This window comes from Streptomyces sp. NBC_00344 (assembly GCF_036088315.1).
Lineage (GTDB): Bacteria > Actinomycetota > Actinomycetes > Streptomycetales > Streptomycetaceae > Streptomyces.
On sequence record NZ_CP107996.1, the window covers coordinates 2,431,644 to 2,456,619 of the forward strand.

Below are 24,976 nucleotides of genomic sequence, written 5' to 3' on the forward strand. Positions count from 1 at the left end.
TCCGGGCCCGCTCGGTCCGGGCCCGCCGCATCACACCGGCGGACGCGTCCGGTGGGGCAGCGGCTGCTGCCCGCGTCGCAACGTCAGCACCCGCGGCAGGCGACATCGGAGACCGTGGCACGGCCGGGGAAGTAACCGTCCAGACCTGCCGTACGCAGAATGCACAGATGCCATGGCCGGGTGCAGACCAGATCGACGGATCCGCCCCGGTCCAGGGCGCGTCGCCTGGTGCGGCACAGCAGCCGCAGCGCGGAGCAGTCGATGAAGGTGGCAGGACGCAGATCGATGATCACCCGCGCCCCGGGTGAGGAGGTGGCCGCGTCCGTGTGGACCTGAGCGGCCTCGGCCGACACGAGGTCGATCTCGCCCAGCAGTTCCACCACGGTGAAGCGGCCCACGAGGTAGCTCCGGGCACTGGGGCCGGGGGCCGGCAGCAGCCCCGTCAGTTCCTGAACGTCCATGACAGACCCCCGGTCGGTTTCGTGACAGCAGTCAGTCGGCGGGGGCCAGGGCGACATCACACACCCTAGAAACGGCCGTGGCGCAGAAACGTGCATGCTTGCCTGGATTCACCTGAGCGGGTGAAGGAGCCCGGTGAGCCCCACGGATCGGTCAGGACTTGATAAGGAAACCGCCGCTCGCGGGCGACGGGTTCCGCACGGGCGTACGGCGACACCGCCCGAACGGTACCCGGGCGCGATGGCTTGCCATGGAGAGCACTCCAGCATGCAGACTCCCCCTCGGAGCCCGTCGTTGACGGCGGGCCCGCCACGAGGGGAACTCTCCATGCGTTACCGCACCATCGGCACCGACCCCGGTACCCGGCGTGAAGTGAGCGTCCTGAGCCTCGGTGCCATGCTCTTCGGAACGGCCACCGACGAAGCGACCTCGTTCGCGATTCTCGACCGGTACGCCGAGGCCGGCGGCACCTTCATCGACACCTCCGACAACTACGCGTTCTGGGTCAACGGCACCCGGGGCGGCGAGAGCGAGGCGTTGCTCGGCCGCTGGCGCCGCAGCCGGGGCATCGGCGACGAGATCGTCATCGCCACCAAGCTCGGCGCACGGCCGGACGCACCCACCTCGACCTTCACCAGAAACATCGAGGGGCTGTCCGCGAGGGTCATCCGGGAGTCGGCCGAGCGGAGCCGTGAACTGCTCGGCGTCGAGAAGCTGGACCTCCTCTACGCCCATGTGGAGGATTCGGCAGTGCCCTTGCGGGAGACGGTGGAAGGGTTCGCCGCGCTGGTCTCGGAGGGCACGGTCGGAGTGCTCGGCGCGAGCAACCACTGGGCGTGGCGGGTGGAACGGGCCCGCAGTCTGGCAGCGGCCGCCGGCCTGCCCGGCTACGAGGTGCTGCAGTACCACCACACCTATCTGCGCCGGCACAGCGACAGGCCGACCCTGCGCTCGTCCGACGGCAACCCCGGGGTGACCGGCGGGAGCCTGCTCAGCTACCTCCGCGAGGAACCCGCACTGGCTCTCGTCGCCTATTCGCCGCTGCTTTCCGGTGGTTACACACGCGAGGACAAGCCGCTCGGCGAGGACTTCGACCACCCGGGCACACCGGTACGGCTGGCGGCGCTGCGCAGGGTGGCCAAGGACACCGGCGCCACCGTCAACCAGGTCGTGCTGGCCTGGCTGATCGGTGCGGACGTGCCGGCGATCCCGCTGGTGGGCGCCTCATCGGTGGCCCAGTTGAACGAGAGCCTGGCGGCCGCCGACCTGGAGCTCACGCCGGAACAGCGCGCCGAACTGGACGCCGCGCAGTAGGCCGGACAACAGGCCGGGCAGCACCCTGCGGGCATCCGCCGTGGGCTCAGGCGCCGTACCGGACCAGCACCTCGCGCGGCCCCCGGGTGAAGACGCCCTGTTCGACGGGTGTGAACCCCTCGGCCGGCCTCATGTCCGGTATCGCGTCCAACAGTTGATTGACCGCCGTGGTCACCTCGGCCCTCGCCAGCAGCGCGCCCACGCAGAAATGGCGGCCCAGGGCGAAGGCCAGGTGGTCGGCGGCGGCCGAGAACGCGGTGGTGGCCGTCAGGTCGTCGCGGAAGATGTTGAAGGTGTCCGGGTCGGTGTAGCGGTCCCCGTCGCGGTTCGCCGAGCCGATCAGGCAAGTGACGGTGGCGCCGGCCGGAACCGTTCCCCCGCTCAGCACGACCTCCCGCGCGGTCTGCCGCATGATCATGTGGACCGGCGGTGTGCAGCGCAGGGTTTCGGCGAAGGCCCGATCGATGAGGCTGCGGTCCGCGCGTACGGCAGCGAGCTGCTCGGGGTGGGCCAGCAGATTGGCGAAGATGCTCGCGATCGCCTTGTCGGTGGTCTCCCCGCCCGCCGCGAGGAGGAGGCTGCAGAAGGCCTTGATGTCCTCGTCGGTCATCCGCACGCCGTCGATCTCCGCCGCACAGAGGGTGGAGAGCAGATCGTCACCCAGGTTCGCACGGCGGCGCTGGATGACCGGGATCATGTAGGCGGCGAACTCCTGGCGGGTGCGCTCCCCCGCCGCTGCGACCTCGGGATCCCCGGCGAGATTCCCGAGAAAAGCGATCACGGTCGTGTACCAGCCGTGGAACTTCTGGTGGTCGGCCCTGTCGAGTCCGAGCATGTCCGCGATGACGTTGACCGGAAAGCGGGTGGCGAAGTCGGCGACGAGATCCACGGCCCCGTTGTCCGCGGCGTTACGGAAGCCGTCGATCAGGTCCGCCGCATTGCGCTCGATGACCGGCAGGAACCTCTGTTCCAGATCGCTGCCCCGGAAGGCCGGCGCCACCAGGGCCCTGCGGACCGCGTGCTCCCGCCCGCTGAGCTGCAGGATCGTCCTGCCGTGCACGGGTTCGAGCTGCCAGTCGTAGTTGTCCGTGGTGAAGACCGCCTCACGGTCCTTGAAGGCCCGTTCGACGTCTTCGTACCGGGAGATGATGTAGCTCCGCATCCCCTCGTGCCAGAACAGCGGAGCCGACTCCCGCATGGCCCGGTAGACGGGTTAAGGGTTCGCCGCGAACTGCGGCGAGAGGATGTCGGGTATCTCCTGGGCGGTGGCCATAAGCGCTCCCTGTTCTGCGGTCATTCCGCGTTCTGCGGTCACTCTGCGGTTCCGACCTTCCCTTCGAAACCGCAAAGTAAGTCCGCCGCACCACAGTTGACCCCGTCAGGGACCTTTCAGGGGCGTCCCGGGGTCCGGCCCTGATGCCTGCCCTTCCCGGCCCGGACCACCCTGTAGCGCATGGAACCTGCACCCTCAGCGAGCCCGGTGAGCGGGCCCCGCACCCGGCGTCCCTCCCGGCGGACCGTGATCGGCGCCGCGGTGGCCGCCGCCGCTCTGTCCGCCCTTCCGCACCCCGCGCAAGCCGCACCGGGTACCCGATCCCGCGTCGTCCCGCCCCTCGATCCCAAGGCGCTGCGCGCCGCCATCGACGATCTCCGGCACCCCCGGGTGACCGCAGCCCAGCTGAGGATCGGCGGGCCGGCGGGCAGTTGGTACGGGGCCTCGGGTGCCGCGGACATCCAAAGAGAACGGTCGCCCCGGTCCGATGACCGGGTGCGGATCGGCAGCGTCAGCAAGGCCTTCGTGGCGACGGTGCTGCTGCAACTCGCCGCCGAACGCCGGGTGTCCCTGGACGCCACCGTGCAGCGCTGCCTGCCCGGCCTGCTGCCGGACCGTTTCGCTCCGATCACCCCGGCGCAACTGCTCGACCACACCAGCGGACTGCCCGACTCGGCCGAGCCGGAACCGGTCACCCCGGAGGAGATCGTCGCGTACCGGCACAACCACCGGACACCCGGGCAGATCGTCGCGGCGGTGAGCGGGCAGAGGGCCATGAAGTTCCGCCCGGGGACCAAGCAGGAGTACCGCGGCATCAACTACGTCCTCGCCGCTCTGGTCATCGAGCGGGTGACCGGCCGGCCGTACGGGCGCGAGATCGGGTCCCGTATCGTCCGGCCACTGGGCCTGCACGGCACGTCGGTGCCCGGCGACGATCCGCTGGTGCACGGACCGCGTGTGCACGGCTATGTGGAGATGAGCGACGGCACCCTTCGGGACATCACCCGCTACAACCAGGGCTTCTCCTGGGGCGAGGGCGAGATGATCTCCACCGCACACGACCTCGACCGCTTCGTCACCGCGCTCTACTCGGGTGCGCTGCTGCCACCGGACATGCTGGACCGCATGTTCACACTGCCCGCCGGCGTGAAGATGCTGGATGGCAGCCCGGCCCGATACGGCCAGGGCCTGCAGACCGGCGAGATGAACGGCGTGACGCTGTGGGGCAAGAGCGGCTGGCAGTACGGATACAACTCCGGCATGCTCGCCACCCGCGATCTGCAGCGACGGCTGGTGTTCTCGTTCTCCCCCACCCGTCAGACCGGCGACGAGGAGCAGATGACACAGCGCATCGTGAAAGCCGCGACAGCGCCCTGATCCTGCCGGCGACGGAACAGCTCTCTCGCCGAAGGGTGCCCATCCCCTCGCGTCTTGTCGGCGTACATGTGTCGGACGGCGAAGCGTGCGGGCTGCGAGACGGCCGGGTCCGGTGTGAGGCCGCCGCGCAGCCTGGCAGGCACTTACAGGTGGGAGCTGATCACACCGCCGTTGCTGAGCACGATGTACACGCCGTTGGCGTCGAGCCCGGCGTCGTGCTGGTTCGCCTCCAACGTGGCATCCACCCCGCCCTCGTGGCCGATGATCTGCGCGCGGTACCGCAGCTCGCCGATCTTCGTGACCTTGGCCTTCCAACCGCCGGCGAGCTTGAAGGTGCCCGGCCCGGGTGCCCTCCGCCCATCCAGGAATGGACCTGGCCGCTCAGCGTGAGCACCACGAACATGTCATTGGCGTCGAGCCCGGTGTCGGCCTGGTTCGTCTCCAGCGTGGCAACAACCGAACCGCGGCTGACGATCTTGGCGCGGTAGTGCTGGGCACCGAGCTCGTAGATCTTGGCCGTGCTGCCGTCCGCCAGGGTCTGGGTGCGGACCGGGGTTGCCGTCTTGGCCGTGGCGGCTCGTGCGGTGGTGCGGTGCGTTGCGGACGCCTCGCTCCGCACGCTGGTCCGAACCTCGTCTGCACCGGCCTTGGCGCCGCTGGGCGCACCGTCGCCACCGGTGGAGCGGGAGGCGGAGCTGGAGATCTTCTTCTCCGGGCCGGCGGCGGCGTCGTTGCCCCCGTTCTGGCAGGCGGTCAGCGAGAACGCCGCAGTGGCGGCGAGGGCCACCAGGCCTGCGGAACGGGCGGTACGGCGAGCACGGCGAGTGGTCATGATGAAAGTCCCCCCATGGGATATCAGGATGCGGCACCTGCGCCTGCTCCGGCAGGGCGACCGGCCGCATCCGCTGTTCGCTACACCCCGTGAGATGGCACCCCGGGCAGAAGTCGTTCACCGACTCTTGTCCGCACCTCGTAACAAAGGAACCGGGGGCCGTCGCGCGAGACCTCCCGTCCTCGAGCCACGCCGTTGCTCGAGGCGGTGAAAGCAGCAGTCGAGGCGTGCCTCAGCGCGGACGCGCACGCGATCGGCAATCATGCCGAGGCTGAGACCGCGACAGCCGCGATATGAAGCGGGCGGTGAGGTGGTGCAGCCGAACCTGGGATCCCACCCGCCCGCTACGAGGCCGTGCCTGCCCCGGGCTTCTCGCCGCGGGGGAAGGAGATCTCCACCCTTCGGTTCTTCGTGCGTCCCTCCTCGGTGTCGTTCGTAGCGATCGGGTAGTCCTCGCTGTAACCCCGGATGTCGAAGGTGACGTCCGAGCTGAGCGATTTCGCCAGTTCCTGCTGCACCGAGTCGGCCCGGCGCTTGGAGAGCACCTTGCCGTGTTCGTACGAGCCGAGGTTGTCGGTGAACCCGAAGACCCGCACCTTGGTGGCGTGCTGGGCGACGGCTTCGTCAGCGATGGCCTTGATACGGGCTCTGGCCTCGGGGTTCAGCTTGGGACTGTCCTTGGCGAAGAGAACCTCGGCCTGGAGCGCGAAAGTCACATCCGAGTTGGTGTCCTCGCGGCGCTCCTCACCCCCGAGGTCTTCGACGACGGACTTGATGTCGAGTACATGCGAGGCGGCGAGCGTCGCACCGTCGCCGAGCTTGAGGCCGGGTGCAGCCGGGTCGATCGTGGGCGGCGCGGACGAGGTCGTGCTGTCCGGGGGCGCGCTGGGGGTGGGCCCCTCGGCACGCGCCACGGTGACGGACCCGCCGGTGAGCAGGACGGTCACGGCTAGGACGGCCGCGGAGCGGCGTGGTCGTTTCATGGGCCGGTCACTGCCCCTCGGAGATGTCGATGGTGGCGGGGGGCATGTCCCCGACCTGGAATTCGACGGACTTGGTGGCGGCGGGCGGGGCGGGGAACTGGGCGTAGAAGGCCTTGGCCTCGTTCGAGTCGAAGCCGCCGGTGAACCGTGTACAGAGGCAGCGGCCCTGCGTGTCGCGTAGGACGAGGTACTTCTTCTTACCCGTCGAGTCGACGAGAGAGGCGCCTGCCATGGAAGCGGAGTTTCCGGCCAGCTCCTGCTCGTCACCGGCCCATTGGGCCGGATTCCAGAATTTCCCGCTTCCGTTGGTGACCTCACCGGTGACGGTGAGAAAACCGCCCGCGTCCCGGATCGCGGAAGCAACGGTGAGCGTGATGTTGTCTCCACCTTTGACCTCGGCCAATACCTTGTCGTCCGACGCGGGCGAGCGATCCTGCGTTTTGCTTCCACTCGGTACCGTCTTGGCCGGAGGGGAGGAATCATTCGACTTCTTGCCGCCACCGTCGCCGCCGCATCCTGCCACCGTGAGTGCCAGGCCCGCCGTGATCGCCACAGCGCTCATGGCCCGACGGACCTTCAAGGTGTGCCGCACGCTCATCTCCTACTCATCCTCACTCGGCCAGGTGGACGGCGAACAGGTCTTTCGCCTCTGGCAGTTCGATGTCGTCGAGCTTCTTGGGGTCGATCGACCAATGCTGACCGCCGTCGCAGTCGAACTCGATTGCCTTCTTCGAGTCGTCCGACGGTGTGACCGAGCAGCGGGGTTCGATCATCGCGACGGCGTGGGCCTTCGCGTGCCTCCCCGATGTCACGGGAAGGATCGACTTTCCCACCGTGAAGCGCGTCGTGATGCTTGCCTGGAATGCGGGGTAGCCGTTGATCGTGGTCGGAGTGATTCCGTCAAGTGACGAGTTGTTTTCGCCGGCCAACTGGGCCGCTGCCGCGTTGCCGGTACCGGGGACGGTCTCGTCGCCCTGAAGCCAGGCGGCCCAGTCACCCTTTTGCTGGAGAGAGCTGGTGAATCCATCGGCCATCTCGTCGCGAACGGACTGTGCTGCCGCCAGCGCTGCCGCATCAGCGGCCGATTGAGCGCCGTTTCGGGCCATGGCGGCCTGCGCGAAGGCGAAATAGGCGAATGCCGCAAAGAGCAGACCCGCCACCACGACGACGTAGATCAGGATTGTCTGGCCCGAGTCGTCACGCAGTCCACCCGGCCTCAGGTTCCGCCAGTGATCGACTTTACGGCGCCGCCAATGGCGCTGGAAATGATCCCCTGCAACCCCAGCCCCCGCACCGCCACCACGATCAGAGCGATGATCACCAGCAGCCCGCCGTACTCCACAATGCTCGCGCCACTGTCTCCGGCGTGCCTGCGCATCCGTGTCGCGACGGTGTCGCGCCACGCGGCGAGCGCGAGGTGCGCTTTCGCCGTGATGTTCTTGGTCATGGTGCGTCCCTTCAGGAAGTTTCACCAAGTGGTCGGGGTCGTTCTTGGCATCTTTCACGCCGTTGAAAAGGCCGGCGGCGGTGCGGGGAGCATTCATGCTCGTCGTGAAGCGGTGCATCGCCTCCGCCTCCCTCGGACCGGTCCTGAGTCACGCCCCTGGGGAGAGAGTGACATGTCGGATTCCGGCTGCGAATCAGTCGGTGCAAACTGGCTGGATATCTCCCCTGACGGTGGTCCGCACCTTGAAATCCCCATCCCCGGTCCGCCCCTCAATTCCCGAAAACGGAGCCGAAGTCGGTGGACGAGCCCAGAAACATGTTCGTCACGATCAGGATCAGCGTGGCCGGCACCATGGTGATCAGGGTGACCACGGTGGCCTGCGGGATGGCCTTGGCGGCGCGGCGGCGGGAGTTCTGCGCGTCGGTGCGCCGCATGTCGTTGGCGATCTGGATGAGGGTGTCGGCGATGGGCGCGCCGAGCTCCTCACCCTGCTGGAGTGCGCTGACGAACTGCGAGACCTGCTCGGACTCATTGCGCCTGCGCAGTTCGTCGAAGGCCTGGCGGCGGCTGACACCCATGTCCATCTGGCGCAGGGTGATGCGGAGTTCGTCCGCCCAGGGGCCCTCGTATTTCTCCGCCACCCGCTCCAGGGCCTGCCGGAACCCGAGTCCCGCGCTCACGACGACGGCGAGCACGTCGAGGAAGTCGGGCAGCGTCCGCTCGATGATGTCCTTGCGCTTGCGGATGGCCTGCCAGATGGTGGCGTCGGCGGCGAACGCACCGTAGGCGAAGGCGAGGACGGCGAGGACCGGGCTGCCGTTGGTGAGCAGGGCGAGACCGGCCAGGCCGCCGAATATCCCGTAGACCGCGCGGCGGGCGGCGTAACGGTCGATGGTCAGCCCGCCGGGGTTGCCCGCCATGTCGATCCTGCGGCGCTTCTTCTCCACGGACCCGCGCCCCATGGCCTTGAGCACGGCGGGCGCGAAGCGCATGCCGGCCCGGTCGATGGCGGACTCCACGCCGCCGACCCGGGTCGCGCCGACTTCGAGGGCGATAGCGAGGTCGCTCGGAATCCTGGCATCGGCGCGGTACATCCGGATGCCCTGGAAGATTCCGGCCACGGCCGCGCCGAGCGCGAGGGCGAGCAGCAGTCCCATCATGTTCCCGGTCCCGTCCCCTCAGACTTCGATCTTGCCGAGACGGCGCATACCGATGAATCCGACGGCGTAGAGACCGAGTGCGACGATCACCGCGACCTGACCCAGCGGGTGCCCTGTCATCCGGGCGAGCGAGCCGTGGTCCATCGAATTCAGCATGAGCATGGCGCCGAGACCCAGCAGCGGGAGGGTGTAGGCGGTCGCGTTCACCTCGGAGAGCATCGTGACGACCTCTCTGCGGGTCTCCTTGCGCTCCTCGAGGGTCTCGGTGAGGTTGCGCAGACTTCCCACCACGGTGCCGCCCGCCCGATTGGACAGGACCAGGGTGGTGACCAGGACGACCAGTTCGCGGGAGGGCAGCCGATCGGCCAGTTCACCGAGGGTTTCGTCGATGGACCTGCCGAGCGCCAACTGTGCTGTCACCGCGCTCAGTTCCTCTCCGGCCGGGGCTTCCAGCTCCTCGGCTGCCATGGCCAGCGCGGTGCGGAGGGCCAGGCCGGCTGCCGTGGCGTTGGCCAGGATCCTGGAGAGCTCGGGAAGCTGACTGATGAACGCCTCGATGCGTTTCTGCCGCTGCCAGTTGAGGAACGTGTTGCCGGCCCAGACGGCGAAGAGACCGGCGACAGGGCCGAAGAACGGCGCCAGCGCCGCCGAGGCGATCAGCCAGAGCGCCGCGACGCCCACGACCACGTACACGGTGAACTCACCGGGGGTGAGGTCCAGGCCGGTGGCGGCGAGCCGCTGCTGGATCCGCTTGCCGAGGACGGTTCTGCGGAGTCTGCGGTCCACCCCGCTGAAGCGGCGGGCGCGCAGGCCCGTCAGCGGGTGCCCGGTGGCGGAGAGCCGGTCGACCAGCGCCTCGCGCTGCGCCCGCCCGGAGGCGTAGGCATGGATTCCGGCGACCGCGAGTACGCCGCAGAGCAGCGTGCCGCCGATCGCCAGCAGAGCGGGAGTGTTCATGGTCGCTGCCCTACCTCGCCTCTCTGGTGTGGAACGGATCGATGCCCTCGACCACGCCGAACGCGGGCGGGAGTGGCTCATTGGCGAGATACAGCCGTTCGGCGACCCGGCGCGGCAGCGGAAGATGCTCGAACCGCCCGTGCACCACCCGGTCCGCGCTCATCGGCTCGGCGAGGAAGCGGGAGACGGTGGAGATCTGGAACTGTTCCCGCCCGTGGCTGACCAGAATCACCACCTCGCTCACCTTGCGGGAGCCGTCCGCGTGCCGGGTCAGCTGGACGATCACGTCGACCGCGCTGTTGATCTGGTCGCGCAGCGCCTCGAAGGGGATCTCCACCTCGGACATGGACCCCAGGGTCTGCAGCCGCATCAGCGCGTCCTCGGCGCTGTTGGAGTGCACGGTGGCGAGCGAGCCGTCGTGGCCCGTCGACATCGCCTGGAGCATGTCCAGGGTCTCGCCGCCACGGACCTCACCGACGATGATCCGGTCGGGGCGCATCCTGAGCGAGTTGCGGACCAGGTCGCGGATGGTGATCTGGCCCTTTCCCTCGACGTTCGCCGGACGGGTCTCCAGTCGCACCACATGGGCCTGCTGGAGCTGGAGTTCGGCGGCGTCCTCGACGGTGATGATGCGCTCGTGGTCGGGGATCAGCCCGGAGAGCGCATTGAGCAGGGTCGTCTTGCCGGAGCCGGTACCGCCGGAGACGATCACGTTGAAGCGGGCCCTGACGAACGCCGACAGCAGCATCAGCATCTGCTCGTCCAGCGTGCCGAGGGCGATCAGTTCCTGGAGCCGGTACGCCCGGGGGAAGCGGCGGATGGTGAGTGTGGGGCCGGTGAGCGAGAGCGGCGGGATGATGACGTTGACGCGCTCGCCGGAGGGCAGGCGGGCGTCGACCATCGGATTGGACTCGTCGACCCGGCGGTTGACGGTCGACACGATGCGCTCGATGGTCTGCATCAGCTGTTCGTTGGAGGCGAAGCGCATCGGGAGCTGTTCGACGCGGCCGTTCCGTTCGACGAAGATCGCGTCGGGCCCGTTGACCATGATCTCGGTGATGGAAGCGTCCTCGAGGAGCGGTTCCAGTACGCCGAGGCCCAGAGCCTCGTCGACGACTCGGCGGATCAGCTGGGAACGCTCGCCTGTGGAGAGCACCGGGCCCTCGCGGCTGATGATGTGGCCCAGGACGCGTTCGAGCCTGACACGCCGTTCGGCGGTCGCGAGCGAGGACATCTCCGCGAGGTCGATCTCTTCGAGGAGCTTGGCGCGGTAGGTGGCGACCAGATGGCCGTCCTCCCGTCCCCCGCCGTGCTCCTCGGGGGCCGCGATACGGGCTCGCAGACTCATGGCCGGCCTCCCGCAGGGTCCGTGTCGTCGCACGGCATGACGACAGTGCGGGTGACCGAACCGACGCCGACACCGATGATCGAGGGAACGGTGATGCTGGCGGTGGCGCGTGTGGTGTCCCCGCAGGGCGAGGCACTGACCGTGGCATCGTCCCTGAGCCAGCCGCTCAGTGCGGACTGCCCCGCGGCCGCGCCCGGTCGTCCCTGCGCTTCGGTACGGGCTGCCGCGCGGGCGGCGGTTCCTGCCTGGTTCGCGGCGTATCCGGCGATGCCGAGCTGGATCGCCGCCATGCCGACGAACAGGACGATGGGGAGCATGCCGGTGAACTCGAGGATGGCGGTGCCGCGGTCACTGCGCAGCGGATGCCTGGACCGGCGCGGGGTGCCGGGCGTCGGGTTCATCGCGGATCCCCCTCCAGCGCCGCTCCGGCGGTTCCGTCCACCGTCCAGGGGAAGTTGCCCGCGCCGGGGAAGAGCACCGGAGTACGGAGATGCACGGTCGCCGTCATCAGATCACCCGAAGGGGCACAGCTCACCCGGGCCGCCCCGCGCCAGCTGCTGGGCAGCCTCTTGAGGCCTGCGGCCTCGCATCCGGCCGTCGAACCGTCGACCGCGTAAGCGGCGGTCGCCGTACGAGCCGCCTCGTCCGCCGCGTTGCCCGCCAGCGAGAACGTGTAGCCCCACAGCACGCATTGCCACATCGCCACCAGCACGAAGGCGATCAGCGGAGCCATCCCGGCGAACTCCACCAGCACCGCGCCCCGGTCGGATCCCCTCCTCCCGCGCAGCCGCCCGCTCCGCCCGTGCCCCGTGGTGGTCGCCGCGGCCTTCACAAGACCGAGTTCGCCGGCGAGGCCCCACATGGCCTGCTTGACCGCCGAGCGGGCATCCAGGTCCTGCATCCGGCCGGCGTCCACGGCCGGCTGGAGCTCCTTGTAGCCGGCCGGGATGGCCGATCTGGCGGCCTTGGTGCCGGTGATGCGTTCGACGAGCTGCGGCTGGATCTCGGCGCCCCGGCTCGCCCGGTTGACGACCGTGACCGTCTCCTCGGCCTTGCGGACCTGGAGGCGGTCCCACATCCGCACCATGCGCTTGGCGGCCCGCACCGCCACCACGTCGGGGGTGACCATCAGCAGTGCCTGGTCGGCCATTTCGATGGCGGCCGCGTTGGCACTGTTCATCTGGGTGCCGCAGTCGACGACCACCACCTCGTAGCGGTTGCGCAGTGCGCTGATCGCCTGCCGGGTGAGGCGGTCGGTGACCTCCTCACCGCGTTCCCCGTCCCCTGGGGCCAGCAGCAGACCGAGTCCCGTCGGATGGGCGTAGACCGCGTCCTGGAGGACGCGGGGTGAGATGTCCGCGATGCCCGCCAGGTCGGCGATCGAGCGGCGGAACTGTACGTCGAGATACGAGGCGACGTCGCCGGACTGGAGGTCCAGGTCCACCAGGGCGACGGTGCGACCCGACGAGCGTGCCGCCAGGGCGAGTTGGACGGCGGTGACGGTCGTTCCGACACCGCCCTTCGCGCCGGTGACGGTCACGACCGTCCCGCCGGGCCCGGTGATGGCGTCGGCTCCGCCGCTCAGGTGGCGCCGCACCCCGGTGGACCAGGAGGCGGCGTTCTGCACCCTGACCGCCAGCTCCTCGTACCCGAGCGGAAGCCCGATGAGGCCACGGGCGCCCGCGTCCATCGCCGCGGTGTAGAGCACCGCGCTGATGTCCGCGGTGATGAGTACGACACCCACCGCGGGGAAGCGCAGGGCCACCTCGCGGATCAGCTCGAGGGCGGGAGCCGGGCCGATCCGCTCGTGGACCAGCACCACCTCGGGCAGTTCGTCGATCGATTCACCGGCCAGCCGCGCCAGCAGGTCGAGCAGCGAGGTGGAGTCGGTGACCGGCGGCGCCGGCTCGGCGTCGGGGAGCTGGCTCAGCAGGGTGACCACGGCGCGGGCGGCGTCCGGGTCTCCGACAGCGGGCAGGATGCGAGTCGTCATCGGTCCCTCACTTGTCGCCGTCGAGGGTGTACGTACGGTCGCGCTGGGGCACCGGAGCGCCCCCGCCGGCCGCCACCAGGGCCAGCCGCACATGGGTCGCGAAGGACTCCGCGTACGCCACCCGCTGGGCGTCGAGGGTCTTCAGGGCGAAGGTGATCGGAACGGCCTCCGTGGCCTGCCGGGTCCGGTCGTTCTGGCTCTGGTCCGGATCCAGGGCGGTGAGCTTTCCGACGTCCACCACTCGGGCGTTGGAGACGATGACCTTCGAGGTGTCGGGGGCGCCCTTGTCGTCGCCCTTGAAGGTCGCGTAGATGTTGACCTCGGATCCGGGCGTGATCTTTCCGGCCACCCCGGTGGCCGCGTCGATCATGATGGCGATCTCCTGCTCGCCGGGAGCCAGTTCGGGCTGCCGGACGATCATGTCGCTCTGCAGCAGCGAGCCCCTGCGCAACGTGGTGACGGCGATCTTTCCCCGTATCTGCCCCAGGTCGGTCACCGCGTTGTCGGACAGCCAGCGCCTGGGCATCCGTGTCCGCTCGAAGTCGCCCGCCGTGAGCCGGGTGTACGGGGCTATGTCGCTGTGCACCCGATACGCCGTGATCTCCGGGCCCACCTTGGAATTCACATTGCGGATCACCGAGAGCACTCCGACGATCGCCGCGATGGCGCAGAGGACCGACAGGAGCAGCAGGACGACGCCGCGGCGCTGGCGTGAATTCACTGGGAGGGAAGCCTCTCGAGCTGGGCATGGGGGTCGGCGAACGGGGACGAACAGAACCCGCAGCGGTCTCCGATGAGTTCGAGTCCGCACCAGTGGCACTGCTCGCGGCGCACGGAGGAGACCAGCTGGTAGAGGATGGAGATGTCCGGGATGGCCGCGGCGAATTCGACCATCCGGGGGGTGGCCCACCAGCCGGCGGAATCGCCGGGCAGCGCCGTCTCCAACTGTCCCTGTACCCGCCAGGCGGGCGCGAGCACCGTGGACACCCAGTCGGACTGGAGCTGGCCTCGGGCGATGAGCAGTTGGGTACCGAAGGAGGGCCCTTCGGGAACACCGGGCTCCGCCCCGCTGACCTTGGTCAGCTCGGCCCTGGGCGATGCGAGCACCGCGAACTGCGAGCCCGGCACCCAGGACTTGGCGTGCGAGGTGAGCGACACCGGCACCCGGTCCAGCCTGGTGACCGAGGAGAGCAGCGCGCCCGCGTAGATGTAGTGGGAGAGCAGCCGCGCGGCGGAGGCCAGTACGCCGGGGCTGAAGTCGCACACCGAGAGCTGGCGCAGCTGCCGGGCGAGCACCGCGATACCGAGCGGCGGCAGTTCCATCGGAAGCAGCGCGATCCGGTCACTTTCGAGCATCGACCGGACGGTGTGCAGTCGCCTGACGAAGGGGCCGGCCAACGCGGGCGAGTACAGCACGATCACGTATCCGTGCTGTTCGAGCAGGCTGTGTATCTCCGTGATGGACGCTTCGAGGGTCTGCGACGCGGGGGGCTGGAGCACCGCCGGCAGGGGGGTGTGCCGGTCGGACGGCGGCAGCACGAGATCGCCGCTGGTGACAGCTATGGCGGTCGGCACGTTGTGTTCCCCCGTTCACAGCGAGTTGCTTCTGCACCAGCACTGTATCCACGGGACACGTATGAAGAACCACAACTGGCCAAGAATCATTGGATCTTGGACATCCGGTGACCCGAAATGAGCGGACAGCGGCCCGGTGGACGAGAAGAAAGCGTGAAGGCGGGCCCCCGTCGCGGCGAATGCCTTGACAACGTTATTGGTCTGGACCAGCTTGGGGTCGCCGCCATCCCCCCACATCCGGAGGCCCCACGTGAAGTCCCGACGATCCACCCGCGCCTGGTGCGCCACCGCGGTGGCCGCGCTCGCCGCCGCCCTCACCTTCGCAGGCACGACGGCCCACGCCACGGAAACCGCAGCGGCCCCACCCGCGCACGCCGTGACCGGCTACTGGCAGAACTTCAACAACGGCGCGACCGTTCAGAAGCTCAGCGACGTCCCCGCCGACTACGACATCATCGCGGTCGCCTTCGCCGACACCGGCGCCGCACCCGGCGCGGTCACCTTCAGCCTGGACTCGGCCGGACTGGGCGGCTACACCGCCGACCAGTTCAAGGCGGACATCAAGGCCAAGCAGGCGGCGGGCAAGTCGGTCGTCATCTCCATCGGCGGCCAGAACGGCACCGTCTCGGTCACCGACTCGGCGTCGGCGGCCAACTTCGCCGACTCGGTCTACTCGCTGATGCAGGAGTACGGCTTCGACGGGGTGGACATCGACCTCGAGAACGGCATCAACTCCACCTACATGTCGCAGGCGCTGAAGTCGCTGTCGGCCAAGGCGGGCTCGGGCCTGGTCATCACCATGGCCCCGCAGACCATCGACATGCAGTCCACGTCGACCGAATACTTCAAGACGGCTCTCGCCGTCAAGGACATCCTGACGGTCGTCAACATGCAGTACTACAACAGCGGTTCGATGCTCGGCTGCGACGGCAAGGTCTACGCCCAGGGCTCGGTCGACTTCCTCACCGCGCTCGCCTGTATCCAGCTGGAAGGCGGCCTCGACCCGTCCCAGGTCGGCCTCGGCCTGCCGGCGTCGTCGAGCGCGGCGGGCAGCGGGTACGTCGCGCCGGGTGTCGTCAACGATGCGCTGGACTGCCTCGCCAAGGGCACCGGCTGCGGTTCCTTCAAACCCTCCACGACCTACCCGGGCCTGCGCGGCGCGATGACCTGGTCCACCAACTGGGACGCCGCATCGGGCAACGCCTGGTCGGGTGCGGTCGGATCGCACGTCCACGGCATGTAGCGGCCGGAGCACCGCCCGGCCGCGACGCCGCCGCTCCCCCGGCGGCCCGCGGCCGGCACCTGGCCGCTCCGGGGCCGGCCGTCCGGGCCCCGCGTCAGGACGTGCGAGGCCCGATGGGCGGCGCCCCGCGTCAGGACCCGCGGCCCGCGAGGTAGAACCCCAGCACCTGGGCCAGCTCCGTGAACCACGTCTGCAGCTTGGCCTGGTTGCGAGCGGTCACCGCCGCCTCGAAGAACCTGCCGTCCGGCAGCACGACGGCCACCATGAGGACGTTCCCGAACGGGCCGCGCTTGTAGTGGACGTGCTGGATCTGCCGCCAGGCGAAGTCCGCGGTCCTGCCGTGCTGCTCGAAGGACACACCTTCGGCGTCGATCACGACGGCGTTCCTGGGGTCCGTCGCCAGAAACTCCGGGCCCGCCGGGGCAGCTGCGGAACCGGTCGCCTGTGCCGGCACGGGCACACCACCCGGCGCCGGCACAGCACCCGGCGCGTACACCGGGGGCGGACCGAAGCCCTGCGGGGGCGGTGGGCCGAAGCCCTGCTGGGGTGGAGGGTACGAACCCGCCGGCCTACCGCCCCCGATATCCGCCCTGTTCCATGCGCCAGCCCCTCCGGCCTCGACTGCGCCCCAGTATGACCGGCCGCACGGCGGCGCCCACCGTTCCCCCGGGTGGGCGCCGCCGGCGGTCATGCTGGTACCGCGCCGCTGTTACGGCTTGGGCAGCGTGCAGCCCGCACGGCTCAGGTCGATCTTGCTGCCGGCCCCGACGCACGGAACGATCCCGTACGTCTCCTCCGCGTAGTTGATGCCCTGACGGACCGTCACTTTACCGTTCTCGTCCACCTCGCACGGGTTGTTCTCCGTGCACTGCCCGCCGTCCTCGTTACCCGTGTTGTTGACGGCGACGACCTTGCCGGTGGCGGGGTCGATCACCGGCGAGCCCGATGTGCCGCCGATGGTGTTGCATGCCGAGGTGTAGCGGACCGAGTCCTTCCAGGTCCAGTCACCCTCCTTGAGGCGGTAGGCGAAGCCGTCCACGTTGCAGCTGTAGATCTTCTTCCAGTACCCGGAGACCACGCTGATGGCGCTGCCCTGAGTGGGATGTGCGGCGTTGAGCTCCAGCGCCGCGATCCCGTACTTGCTCTGTATCTGGGCGTAGGTGGAGGTGAGCTGGTACAGCGAGATGTCCGTGTCGGTCATCGTCGCGTACGCCACCTTGCTCGCCCTGAGCGTGCCCGCCCGGTTTCCGGCCGAGTTCAGCAGCGTGAAGCTCCGGGTGGACGGCTGGTCGGTGATGACCTCACCCGCGGCCGGGAAGCCGCTTTCCAGGCAGTGCCCGTTGGAGAGCACCAGCGCAGGGTCGCCGGACTGGGAGCCGGGCATACGGACGACGGAGCCCGAGCAGTTGCTCAGCGCCACCGTCCCGGCGAAATTGACGGCTTTCGCCGCGGGCCGGTGCGAGACGGCCGTAGGTGTCGCTGCCGCGGGTACAGCTGCCGCGCCCGTCAGGAAAAGGGCGAGCAGTGCACCGGCGAGAGGCTTCTTCATGTGGGGGTCCCCTCTTGTGACCGAAGTTCTTTCGGTTTGGCATGCGCATTGTCAACGCAAGAGGGACTCGCAGGGAAGGGCGCCTCGCCGCCAAGCACCGGACAGTTGCGCCCGTCCCGCTCGCACCCCTCCCGGCCGGTGGAGTGCCGCCCGCCGGCGACACTATATAATTTCAATATGCATCTATCTCCCGTCCCCGACGAGCAGCGAATCGAGGACGCCGCCCGAGGACTCCTGCGGGGCATCGGGCGGCTCTCCCAAGCGCTCTTCCGGGCCGGGGATTTCGGGCTGCCGCGCAGCCACACCGCCGTACTCGACGCCCTTGAGCCCGGTCCGCGGCGGGTCACCGGGATCGCCGCACACACCGGCCTCGCCCAGCCCCGGGTGACCGTCGTCCTCCAGGAGTTGGAGGAGCGCGGGCTCACCGAGCGAGAGCGCTGCTCCCGGGACCGGCGCGCCGTGGAGGCTTCGCTCACCCCCGCGGGCCGGGAGCTGCTGGAACGGGCACGGCAGCGGATGGCCTCGGCTCTCCTCGAGGGGCTGCGTACGAACGTCGACTCCCCCGAGCAGGCTGTGGGCCTGGCCCGGGATGCGGTATCCACCCTTCTGCACGCCGTCGAACCGGAGGTCAGTTGACCACCCCAGCCACCGAAGCCCTCGACCCCGCCGCCGGAAAGGAGGGGAGCCGCCCACCCCGTACGGGAGGCGCCGTCGCGCCCCGCCGGGTCGGGGGTCCGAGACGCTGGTGGGACAGTGTGCTCGCGGCCGACCCCGGTCTCGGCCAGCTGCAGGCCGGATGGCGTTCGCTGGTCTCGGTCACCACCGGCCTCGGGGTCGGTTACGGGATGTCCGTCGCCCTGGCCCTTCCGGCCATGCTCGGCATGATGGTCGGCGGCATGATGGGGCTGATGAGCGCGTTCGTCATCGCCGAGAACACGCCGCTCAGGCTGACCCGCGCCGTCCTGTGGATGCCGTTCCCCTACTCCGCCGTCCTGCCGCTCGCCGCGTGGCTGCACCAGGACCGCGCGCTGGAACTCACCCTGATGGTTGCGGCGCTCGCGCTGACGTTCTTCCTCGCGCGGTTCGGATCGCTGGCGCTGCTCACCGGCATGATGCTCTTCAACTCCTTCATGGTCGGCATCATGGCGAACATCCCGCTGAACCTGTGCGGGAAACTGTTCGTCGTGGCCGTGGTGGGCTCAGCCGCCATCCTCGCCGCCCGTCTGGTGCTCTGCTGTCCGATGCCCCGCGAGGATCTGCTGCGCACCCAGCGCGCGTTCGTCGTCGAGGCACGCCGGGTCGGTGACGCCGCTACCGCGGCGCTGGACCCCGACGCCGATCACGACGTCGCCATCAGGCGCATGCGGCGGAGCCTGCGCCGTCTCAACATCACCACCCTCACCATCGACGGCCGCCTCGCCCAGCCCGAGGTCTCCGCCGCCCCCCACACCGCCGAACTGCTCCACCAGTACCTCTTCGACGCCGAACTCGCCCTGCAGGGCATCGGCCAGGCGGTGCAGCGGCTCGCCCGGCTGCCCGTGCCCCCGCACCTTCGCGAGGCGATGGTCGTGGCGCTGGTCGTGGCCCGGGACACACCGCTCGGCCGGGCCGACGCACTGCACCCGGCGGCCCGGCTCATCCAGCAGCAGGCCGGCGATGTCCTCGGCGACCGGGGCGCCGGTCCCGACGAGGCCGAGGCCGCGGTGCTGGCCCGTCGCGTCGGTCACCTCCTGGACTCGCTCGCCGACTCCCTGGCGCACTGGCTCGACCTCGGCTGGAACGCGCCGAGGACACGGGCGAAGGTTCCCTTCCAGCCCACTGTCGCACTGGAGCAGAACCGGCCGGCCGGGACCGGCGCCGTCGCCCGACGGATCGCGGCGGCCCAGGAGCTGAAGGGATGGCGGCGAGTCGTCCCGTACATACGCGTACCGCTGCACGCGGCGGTCGCCTGCGCGATCGTCTGCCCGATCACCGATGCCATCGACCCCCGGCGCTTCTACTGGGGCCTGGTCGGCGTGATGATCACTCTGTTCGGTACCAACACCACGCACGAACGGCTGCGCAAGCTCGCCCACCGGATGGCCGGCACGGTCGTGGGCGCGGTACTCGGCATCTGGCTGCTCCATCTGATCGGCCCCGGTCACATCTACGGGACCTTGCTGGTCATCGTGGCGGGACTGGCGCTCGGCGCCTGGGGCATGCAACGCCAGTACGCTTACTGGGTCGTGGGACTCGTCACCGCTCTCGTCCAGCTCTACGGCATGTCCACCCCCTACAGCGGGATGGACCACCTGCTGGCCGAGCGTCTGCTGGACAACGGAATCGGAATACTCGTCGCCACCGCCTGCGCCGCACTCATCTTCCCGCTCACCACCCGCAAGATCGCCCAGGAGGCCGACCGCGGCTATGTCGCGGCGCTGGAGCACCTGGTGTCCCAGATCCACCAGCGGTGGGAGGACCCGGAAGCACCCGTCCGGCTGCGCGGCGCGGCCCGCGGGGTCGACGCGGCGCTGTTCCAGGTCCGCAGCGTGGCCCGGCCGCTGGTCCGGATGCCGCTGGGCATCCGGGGACCCGGCGCGGAGAACCGGCTCGCACTGCTCGCCACGGCCACCGCGCACGCACGGGCACTCGCCGCAGCGGCCGACATCGACATCGACCTCGGGCCCCGGCTCACCGGGCACATCGAACGGATCACTCAGACCTTCCTGGAGTCCCTGCACGCGCTCGACCGGCGCTTCTCGACCGGCGGGCCCGGCGGCACCTGGGTCCGGGTGAGCCCACTCGTCCGGGAACTCGAATCACAGCTGAGCGCCGCGGCCGGTCCCCGCGCCGAGCGGCTGCGCACGGCGCTCAGGGAACTGGCGGCGCTGGACGAGGCGCTGGCCGGATTCGCCGAGGGCGACGGTCTGCAGACCGTCACAGCCTCCACCGAGCAGCATTCCGCGCCCGCCGAAGCCCCGCGGACACCGCCCGCCACGCCGCGTGAACGCCGTACCCAGGAGGTCCTGGCAGCCTGGGCCACACATACCCGGCAGGGCGACGGGCGGAATCCGGGCAGGGCACCGGGAGCGCGCGGACCGGTTGCGGCCGGCACAGCGCAGCCGGCCGTGACCGGAACACCCGTCCCTTCCCGCGACGCGGTACCGGACGCGGTGACCGCTGCGCACAGGGAGGGCGCCGGCCAGGGCCGGACGCGGAATGCCGGGGGCTCCGTCACGGTCAGCGGGTACCTGCGGTGTCCGGTGCACCCCGCCGACTGCGATGCGTGGATCACGGTGGTCGGTGCCCGGGGCAAGCGCTGGGCACGAGTCCGCGCAGTCGCGGGCCGCTACCGGATCACCGGACTGGCACCCGGCACCTACACACTCATCGCTGCCGGTTCGGCGCACACTCCGCGCGCGGAGTTCCTCTCGGTGAAGCTCCCGGCGGGCGAGATGCACCACGACATCCAGCTGGCGCCCGCGTCACGGGACTGAGCCCGCGGGCGCCGGACCGGGGACGTCACGCGACGGGGCGGGGCATCGCCCGCGATGCCCCGCCCCGTACGTAGCACCGGCCGGCCGCTAGATCACCAGGCTCAGCAGCCCCGCCATCACGAAGCCCGCCACCGACAGCACCGACTCCAGGACCGTCCAGGACTTCAGGGTGTCGCGTTCCGAGATGCCGAAGTACTTGGAGACCATCCAGAACCCGCCGTCGTTGACCTGCGAAGCGAAGATCGAACCGGCCGAGATCGCCATGATGATCAGGGCGAGGTGCGCCTGCGAGAGGCCCTGTCCGTCGACCAGCGGGAGCACGATGCCGGCCGTCGTCACGATCGCGACGGTCGCACTGCCCTGGGCGACCCGCAGCACCAGCGAGATCAGATAGGCGAGCACGATGACCGGCAGGCCCACGTCGTTGAAGGTCTTGGCGAGAGCGGCCGCGATGCCGCTGCCCGCGAGGACCGCACCGAAGATGCCACCCGCACCGACCACCAGCAGGATGTTGCCGACCGGCTTGAGCGAGGCCGTGGACACCGCTTCGAGCGACTTGCGCGTCCAGCCGCGGCGGATGCCGAGTACGTAGTACGACAGCAGCAGGGCGATCGTGAGCGCCACGAAGGGGTGACCGAAGAACTCGATGACCGAACGGAGGGTCGACGGGTCCAGCGCGATCGAGGAGAAGGTGGCGAGCAGGATCAGGATCAGCGGGGTGCCGATGATGGCGAGGACCGTGCCCAGCGACACCGGCTCCTCCCGCGGCTTGACGCCGGATGCCTGCTGCTCGGCGGCGACCGCGGCCTTGGCCTCCTCGGCGGCCTCGACCATGTCCTGGGGGACCTCGACGAAGAGCCGCTTGCCGATCCAGGCGGCGTACACCCAGGCGGCGAGGACCGCGGGGATTCCGCAGGCGGCGCCGATGAGGATGACCCAGCCGAGCGACACGTGGAAGAGCGCGGCAGCGGCGACCGGGCCGGGGTGCGGGGGAAGGAATGCGTGGGTCATCGAGAGACCCGCGAGCAGCGGCATCGCGTACAGGACGATGGACTTGCCGGAACGCTTGGCCGCGGCGTAGACGATCGGCGCCAGCACGAAGATGCCGACGTCGAAGAAGACCGGGATACCGAAGATGAGGCCGGTGAGACCCATGGCGAGCGGGGCGCGCTTCTCGCCGAAGAGGTTGAGCAGGCGGCTGCTCAGCACCTCGGCGCCGCCGGACACTTCGAGCATCGCGCCGAGCATGGTGCCGAGCCCGATGATGATCGCGATGTGTCCGAGGATTCCACCCATGCCGGACTCGATCAGCGAGACGGACGTGGACTTCTGCACCGTGCCGAAGAGTTCGGTGACGGAGAGTCCGGCTCCGAGGCCGACGGCTATGGAGACGCCGAGCAGCGCGACGAACGGCTGCAGCCTGACCTTGATGATCAGGAAGAGCAGGAGGGCGATGCCCAGGACGGCGACGGTCAGCAGACCGGTGGTGCCTCCGACCAGGGCGAGCAGACCACCTGTGTGAGGTGGCGCGGCGGGGGTCTCTGCGGCGAAGTACATCGGCGGAACTCCATTGTTGCCTGGGGGACTTCAGGGAAGGGGGGAGCACGGCACGGCGCCCTCCCGCTGCGCGGGTGGGGAACGGGCGCCGTGCCCTGGTGGATATGGGTGATGTGGTGCGGAGAGATCGGAGCGCTCTCGATCAGCCGAGAACGGCCAGTGCGTCGATCTCGATGAGCAGCCCTGCGGGCAGACCCACGTACACGGTGGTGCGGGCCGAGGCGGGGGCCTTGAGGCCCTGCTCCTCGAAGTAGGCGTTGTAGATCTCGTTCATCTCCGCGAAGTGGTCCACGTCGGTGAGGTAGACGCGCATCATCATCACGTCGTCCCAGCCGGCGCCGCCCTCCTCCAGGATCGCCTTGACGTTGGCGAAGGTCTGGAGGGTCTGCTCGCGCAGGGTCGGGCCTGCCGGGGTGGGCGCCTGGCCCTCGACGGCCGGCAGGAAGCCGACCTGGCCGGCGACCTGGAGGATGTTGCCCTTGCGGACACCGTGCGAGAACTTCGCCGGCGGTGCGGTGTGGGTGGAGGGGGTGAGGGCGGTCTTCTCGGTCATGCTCTGGCTTCCTTCGGGGGTACGGACTGTGCTGCGGTCGTGGGGACGGTTCTGGACTGGGGAGCGGTGCCCGCGTACTCGCCGCTGATGGCGTCGGCCGTGCGGCGCACCAGCGGGAGCAGCGTGAGGAGTTCCTCGGCCGTGACGACCACGTTGGGGGCCGACATCGACATCGCGGCGACGACACGGCCGTCGACGCCCCTGATGGGGGCACCGATGCAGTTGATGGACTCCTCGTGGCCACCCAGGTCGGTGGCCCAGCCCTGTTCGCGCACGGTGGCCAGTTCCTTCAGGAAGGCACCGGCGTTGGGTGTCGAACGGGCCGTGTAGGTGGGGTAGTCGAGCCGTTCGGCGACGGCCCGCCGCTCCGGCTCGGGAAGGTCGGCGAGCAGCAGCTTGGCCACGGCGGCGACGGTGATCGCGACGGGCTTGCCGATCCGCGAGTACATCCGTACCGGATAGCGGCTCTCGACCTTGTCGATGTAGAGGACCTCGTTCTCCTCGTACACCGCCAGGTGCACGGTGTGCCCGCACTCCTCGTTGAGCTTCGACAGGTACGGGTGCGCGATCTCCCGTACGTCGAGGTTCTCGACGGCTTCCTGGGCGAGCGCGAAGAGCCTCGTGCCGAGGCGGTAGCGCTGGTCCTGCTGGCGGTAGACGAGTCCGTGCTCATGGAGCGTGCGCAACAGCCGCAGAGCGGTGGACTTGTGGACACCGAGCCGCTCGGAGACCTGGCCGAGGTCGGCAGGGCCCTGGGCGAGCAGCGGCAGGATCGAGAGTGCGCGGTCCACGGTCTGGCTCATGGCGTACATACCTCCTGCTCCGGGGCCGCGGTCCAGCCCGGGCCGACCCGAAGTGTCTCCCAGGCGCTGTCGTCGAGAGCCGCCAGGCGGTCGGCCCGGGTCCGGGACGGGGGCGCGGCGAGGTCTCCGTGGACGGTGAGGGCGGCGGCGGCCATCAGATGTCCGTGCCTGGCCCGTTCCCTGACCGGAAGGCCGCGGATGGCGGCGGACAGATAGCCGGCGGCGAAGGCGTCTCCGGCGCCGACGGGGGCGACGACGTCGACCAGCAGGGCGGGGACGGTGGTGACGGTGTCGGTGGCGTCCGGTGCGAGGCCGTCGGCGGAGAAGACCGTCACTCCCGCGGCCCCCCGCTTGACCACGAGTACCGACGGCTCGGGCAGCGCCTCGCGGATCGCTCCGGCCCCCCGGACACCCCAGGCCGCTTCCGCCTCGTCCTCCCCGACGAACACCAGGTCCGCGCCGCGCGCCAGCTCGAGCAGCACCCCGGCGCCCGCGGCGTCCCGCCACAGACCGGGCCGGTGGTTCACGTCGAACGACACGTACGGGCGCCCGTCGGAGCGTTCCGTGAGGTGGCGCGTCAGATCGAGGCAGCCCGGCGAGAGCGCCGCGGTGATGCCGGACAGATGGAGGACCCGGCCCGACCACAGGTCCTCGCGCCGCATCGTCGCGGGTGACATCGCGCTCGCCGCGGAGCCCGCCCGGTAGTAGACGACCTCGTGGTGATCGGTGTCCCGGTCGTCGGCGGTGCGGAAGTAGACGCCGGTGGGGCGGTGCGGGTCGCGCTGGACCGCCGAGGTGTCGACACCGTACGAGGCGACGGTCTCCACCAGGTGGTCGCCGAAGCCGTCCGCCCCGACGCGGCTGACCCACCGGGTCCGGTGCCCCGCGGCGGCGAGCGCGCACGCGACGTTGGACTCGGCTCCGCCGATGCCGCGGTCGAAGGACGGTACATCGGCGAGGCGGCCGGGCTGCGACGGCAGGAACGTGACCATGGACTCGCCCAGACAGACGACGTCCACCGGTGTGTGCTGCGCGGTCACGATCGCTCTCGCTCCTCAGTGCTGGGCGGCCGGGGAC

23 protein-coding genes and 2 pseudogenes are annotated in these 24,976 nt (G+C 69.7%); 5 read left to right on the forward strand and 20 right to left on the reverse strand.

The genetic code is table 11. From position 1 onward, the window contains the following. Positions 1 to 83: 83 nt before the first annotated feature. On the reverse strand, positions 84 to 461 hold the full coding sequence (locus OHS16_RS10835) for an anti-sigma factor antagonist (RefSeq protein WP_328536976.1): 378 nt from the start codon (positions 459 to 461) through the stop codon (positions 84 to 86). 325 nt (positions 462 to 786) lie between these two features. On the opposite strand from OHS16_RS10835, the gene OHS16_RS10840 reads away from it, so the two are divergent. Further along, positions 787 to 1,773 (forward strand): aldo/keto reductase, encoded by a 987-nt coding sequence (locus OHS16_RS10840; RefSeq protein WP_328536977.1) that lies wholly within the window; start codon positions 787 to 789, stop codon positions 1,771 to 1,773. A gap of 46 nt (positions 1,774 to 1,819) precedes the next feature. Here the strand turns inward: OHS16_RS10840 and OHS16_RS10845 are convergent. Then, positions 1,820 to 3,046, reverse strand: a pseudogene (locus OHS16_RS10845) (cytochrome P450). A 180-nt stretch (positions 3,047 to 3,226) separates the two neighbouring features. Between OHS16_RS10845 and OHS16_RS10850 the strand changes: the two are divergent. Continuing rightward, a complete protein-coding gene (locus tag OHS16_RS10850) occupies positions 3,227 to 4,423 on the forward strand; it encodes a serine hydrolase domain-containing protein (protein ID WP_328536978.1) in 1,197 nt (398 codons plus the stop codon). 143 nt (positions 4,424 to 4,566) lie between these two features. Here the strand turns inward: OHS16_RS10850 and OHS16_RS10855 are convergent. From OHS16_RS10855 to OHS16_RS10910, 12 genes and pseudogenes are all read right to left on the reverse strand, one after another. Further along, positions 4,567 to 5,255: pseudogene (locus OHS16_RS10855) on the reverse strand (hypothetical protein). A 344-nt stretch (positions 5,256 to 5,599) separates the two neighbouring features. Further along, the gene (locus tag OHS16_RS10860) at positions 5,600 to 6,238 is read right to left on the reverse strand and encodes an OmpA family protein (protein ID WP_328536979.1); all 639 of its coding nucleotides are present in this window, start codon (positions 6,236 to 6,238) and stop codon (positions 5,600 to 5,602) included. 7 nt (positions 6,239 to 6,245) lie between these two features. Beyond that, complete coding sequence (locus OHS16_RS10865) at positions 6,246 to 6,836, reverse strand: hypothetical protein (protein ID WP_328536980.1); 591 nt, start codon at positions 6,834 to 6,836, stop codon at positions 6,246 to 6,248. Between the two features lie 13 nt (positions 6,837 to 6,849). Continuing rightward, positions 6,850 to 7,458 carry a pilus assembly protein TadG-related protein gene (locus tag OHS16_RS10870; protein WP_328540795.1) on the reverse strand — a complete coding sequence of 203 codons (609 nt, stop codon included), beginning with the start codon at positions 7,456 to 7,458 and terminating at the stop codon, positions 6,850 to 6,852. Continuing rightward, positions 7,455 to 7,685 carry a hypothetical protein gene (locus OHS16_RS10875; RefSeq protein ID WP_328536981.1) on the reverse strand — a complete coding sequence of 77 codons (231 nt, stop codon included), beginning with the start codon at positions 7,683 to 7,685 and terminating at the stop codon, positions 7,455 to 7,457. Before OHS16_RS10875 ends, OHS16_RS10870 begins: the two co-directional genes overlap by 4 nt. A 269-nt stretch (positions 7,686 to 7,954) precedes the next feature. Then, positions 7,955 to 8,845, reverse strand: coding sequence for a DUF5936 domain-containing protein (locus OHS16_RS10880; RefSeq protein ID WP_328536982.1), 891 nt, complete (start codon positions 8,843 to 8,845; stop codon positions 7,955 to 7,957). Positions 8,846 to 8,863: 18 nt separating this feature from the next. Continuing rightward, complete coding sequence (locus OHS16_RS10885; RefSeq protein ID WP_328536983.1) at positions 8,864 to 9,802, reverse strand: type II secretion system F family protein; 939 nt, start codon at positions 9,800 to 9,802, stop codon at positions 8,864 to 8,866. 10 nt (positions 9,803 to 9,812) lie between these two features. Next, on the reverse strand, positions 9,813 to 11,150 hold the full coding sequence (locus OHS16_RS10890; protein ID WP_328536984.1) for a CpaF family protein: 1,338 nt from the start codon (positions 11,148 to 11,150) through the stop codon (positions 9,813 to 9,815). Then, on the reverse strand, positions 11,147 to 11,551 hold the full coding sequence (locus tag OHS16_RS10895; protein WP_328536985.1) for a TadE/TadG family type IV pilus assembly protein: 405 nt from the start codon (positions 11,549 to 11,551) through the stop codon (positions 11,147 to 11,149). Before OHS16_RS10895 ends, OHS16_RS10890 begins: the two co-directional genes overlap by 4 nt. Continuing rightward, positions 11,548 to 13,143, reverse strand: coding sequence for an AAA family ATPase (locus OHS16_RS10900; RefSeq protein ID WP_328536986.1), 1,596 nt, complete (start codon positions 13,141 to 13,143; stop codon positions 11,548 to 11,550). Before OHS16_RS10900 ends, OHS16_RS10895 begins: the two co-directional genes overlap by 4 nt. 7 nt (positions 13,144 to 13,150) lie before the next feature. Then, complete coding sequence (cpaB, locus tag OHS16_RS10905; protein ID WP_328536987.1) at positions 13,151 to 13,864, reverse strand: Flp pilus assembly protein CpaB; 714 nt, start codon at positions 13,862 to 13,864, stop codon at positions 13,151 to 13,153. After that, complete coding sequence (locus OHS16_RS10910; protein ID WP_328536988.1) at positions 13,861 to 14,718, reverse strand: hypothetical protein; 858 nt, start codon at positions 14,716 to 14,718, stop codon at positions 13,861 to 13,863. Before OHS16_RS10910 ends, cpaB begins: the two co-directional genes overlap by 4 nt. 250 nt (positions 14,719 to 14,968) lie before the next feature. Between OHS16_RS10910 and OHS16_RS10915 the strand changes: the two genes are divergently transcribed. Beyond that, entirely contained in the window at positions 14,969 to 15,961 is a 993-nt protein-coding gene (locus OHS16_RS10915; RefSeq protein ID WP_328536989.1) for a chitinase, read from the forward strand. A gap of 130 nt (positions 15,962 to 16,091) precedes the next feature. On the opposite strand, the gene OHS16_RS10920 is transcribed toward OHS16_RS10915, so the two are convergent. Both OHS16_RS10920 and OHS16_RS10925 read right to left on the reverse strand, forming a co-directional pair. Then, a complete protein-coding gene (locus OHS16_RS10920; RefSeq protein ID WP_328536990.1) occupies positions 16,092 to 16,415 on the reverse strand; it encodes a hypothetical protein in 324 nt (107 codons plus the stop codon). Between the two features lie 255 nt (positions 16,416 to 16,670). After that, positions 16,671 to 17,510: a trypsin-like serine peptidase gene (locus OHS16_RS10925; protein WP_328536991.1), complete on the reverse strand. Its 840-nt coding sequence runs from the start codon at positions 17,508 to 17,510 to the stop codon at positions 16,671 to 16,673. A 177-nt stretch (positions 17,511 to 17,687) separates the two neighbouring features. Between OHS16_RS10925 and OHS16_RS10930 the strand changes: the two genes are divergently transcribed. Together OHS16_RS10930 and OHS16_RS10935 are read left to right on the forward strand one after the other, a co-directional pair. Continuing rightward, entirely contained in the window at positions 17,688 to 18,146 is a 459-nt protein-coding gene (locus OHS16_RS10930) for a MarR family winged helix-turn-helix transcriptional regulator (RefSeq protein ID WP_328536992.1), read from the forward strand. Beyond that, entirely contained in the window at positions 18,143 to 20,986 is a 2,844-nt protein-coding gene (locus OHS16_RS10935; RefSeq protein WP_328536993.1) for an FUSC family protein, read from the forward strand. The genes OHS16_RS10930 and OHS16_RS10935 overlap by 4 nt, the downstream gene beginning before the upstream one ends. Before the next feature lie 87 nt (positions 20,987 to 21,073). Here the strand turns inward: OHS16_RS10935 and OHS16_RS10940 are convergent, their stop codons facing one another. The 4 genes from OHS16_RS10940 to OHS16_RS10955 all read right to left on the reverse strand — a co-directional run bounded on the left by OHS16_RS10940 (position 21,074) and on the right by OHS16_RS10955 (position 24,939). Then, complete coding sequence (locus OHS16_RS10940; RefSeq protein WP_328536994.1) at positions 21,074 to 22,543, reverse strand: GntP family permease; 1,470 nt, start codon at positions 22,541 to 22,543, stop codon at positions 21,074 to 21,076. A gap of 142 nt (positions 22,544 to 22,685) precedes the next feature. Beyond that, positions 22,686 to 23,096: a RidA family protein gene (locus OHS16_RS10945; RefSeq protein ID WP_328536995.1), complete on the reverse strand. Its 411-nt coding sequence runs from the start codon at positions 23,094 to 23,096 to the stop codon at positions 22,686 to 22,688. Next, a complete protein-coding gene (locus tag OHS16_RS10950) occupies positions 23,093 to 23,899 on the reverse strand; it encodes an IclR family transcriptional regulator (protein WP_328536996.1) in 807 nt (268 codons plus the stop codon). Before OHS16_RS10950 ends, OHS16_RS10945 begins: the two co-directional genes overlap by 4 nt. Next, a complete protein-coding gene (locus tag OHS16_RS10955) occupies positions 23,896 to 24,939 on the reverse strand; it encodes a sugar kinase (protein WP_443042592.1) in 1,044 nt (347 codons plus the stop codon). The genes OHS16_RS10950 and OHS16_RS10955 overlap by 4 nt, the downstream gene beginning before the upstream one ends. Between the last annotated feature and the right edge of the window lie 37 nt (positions 24,940 to 24,976).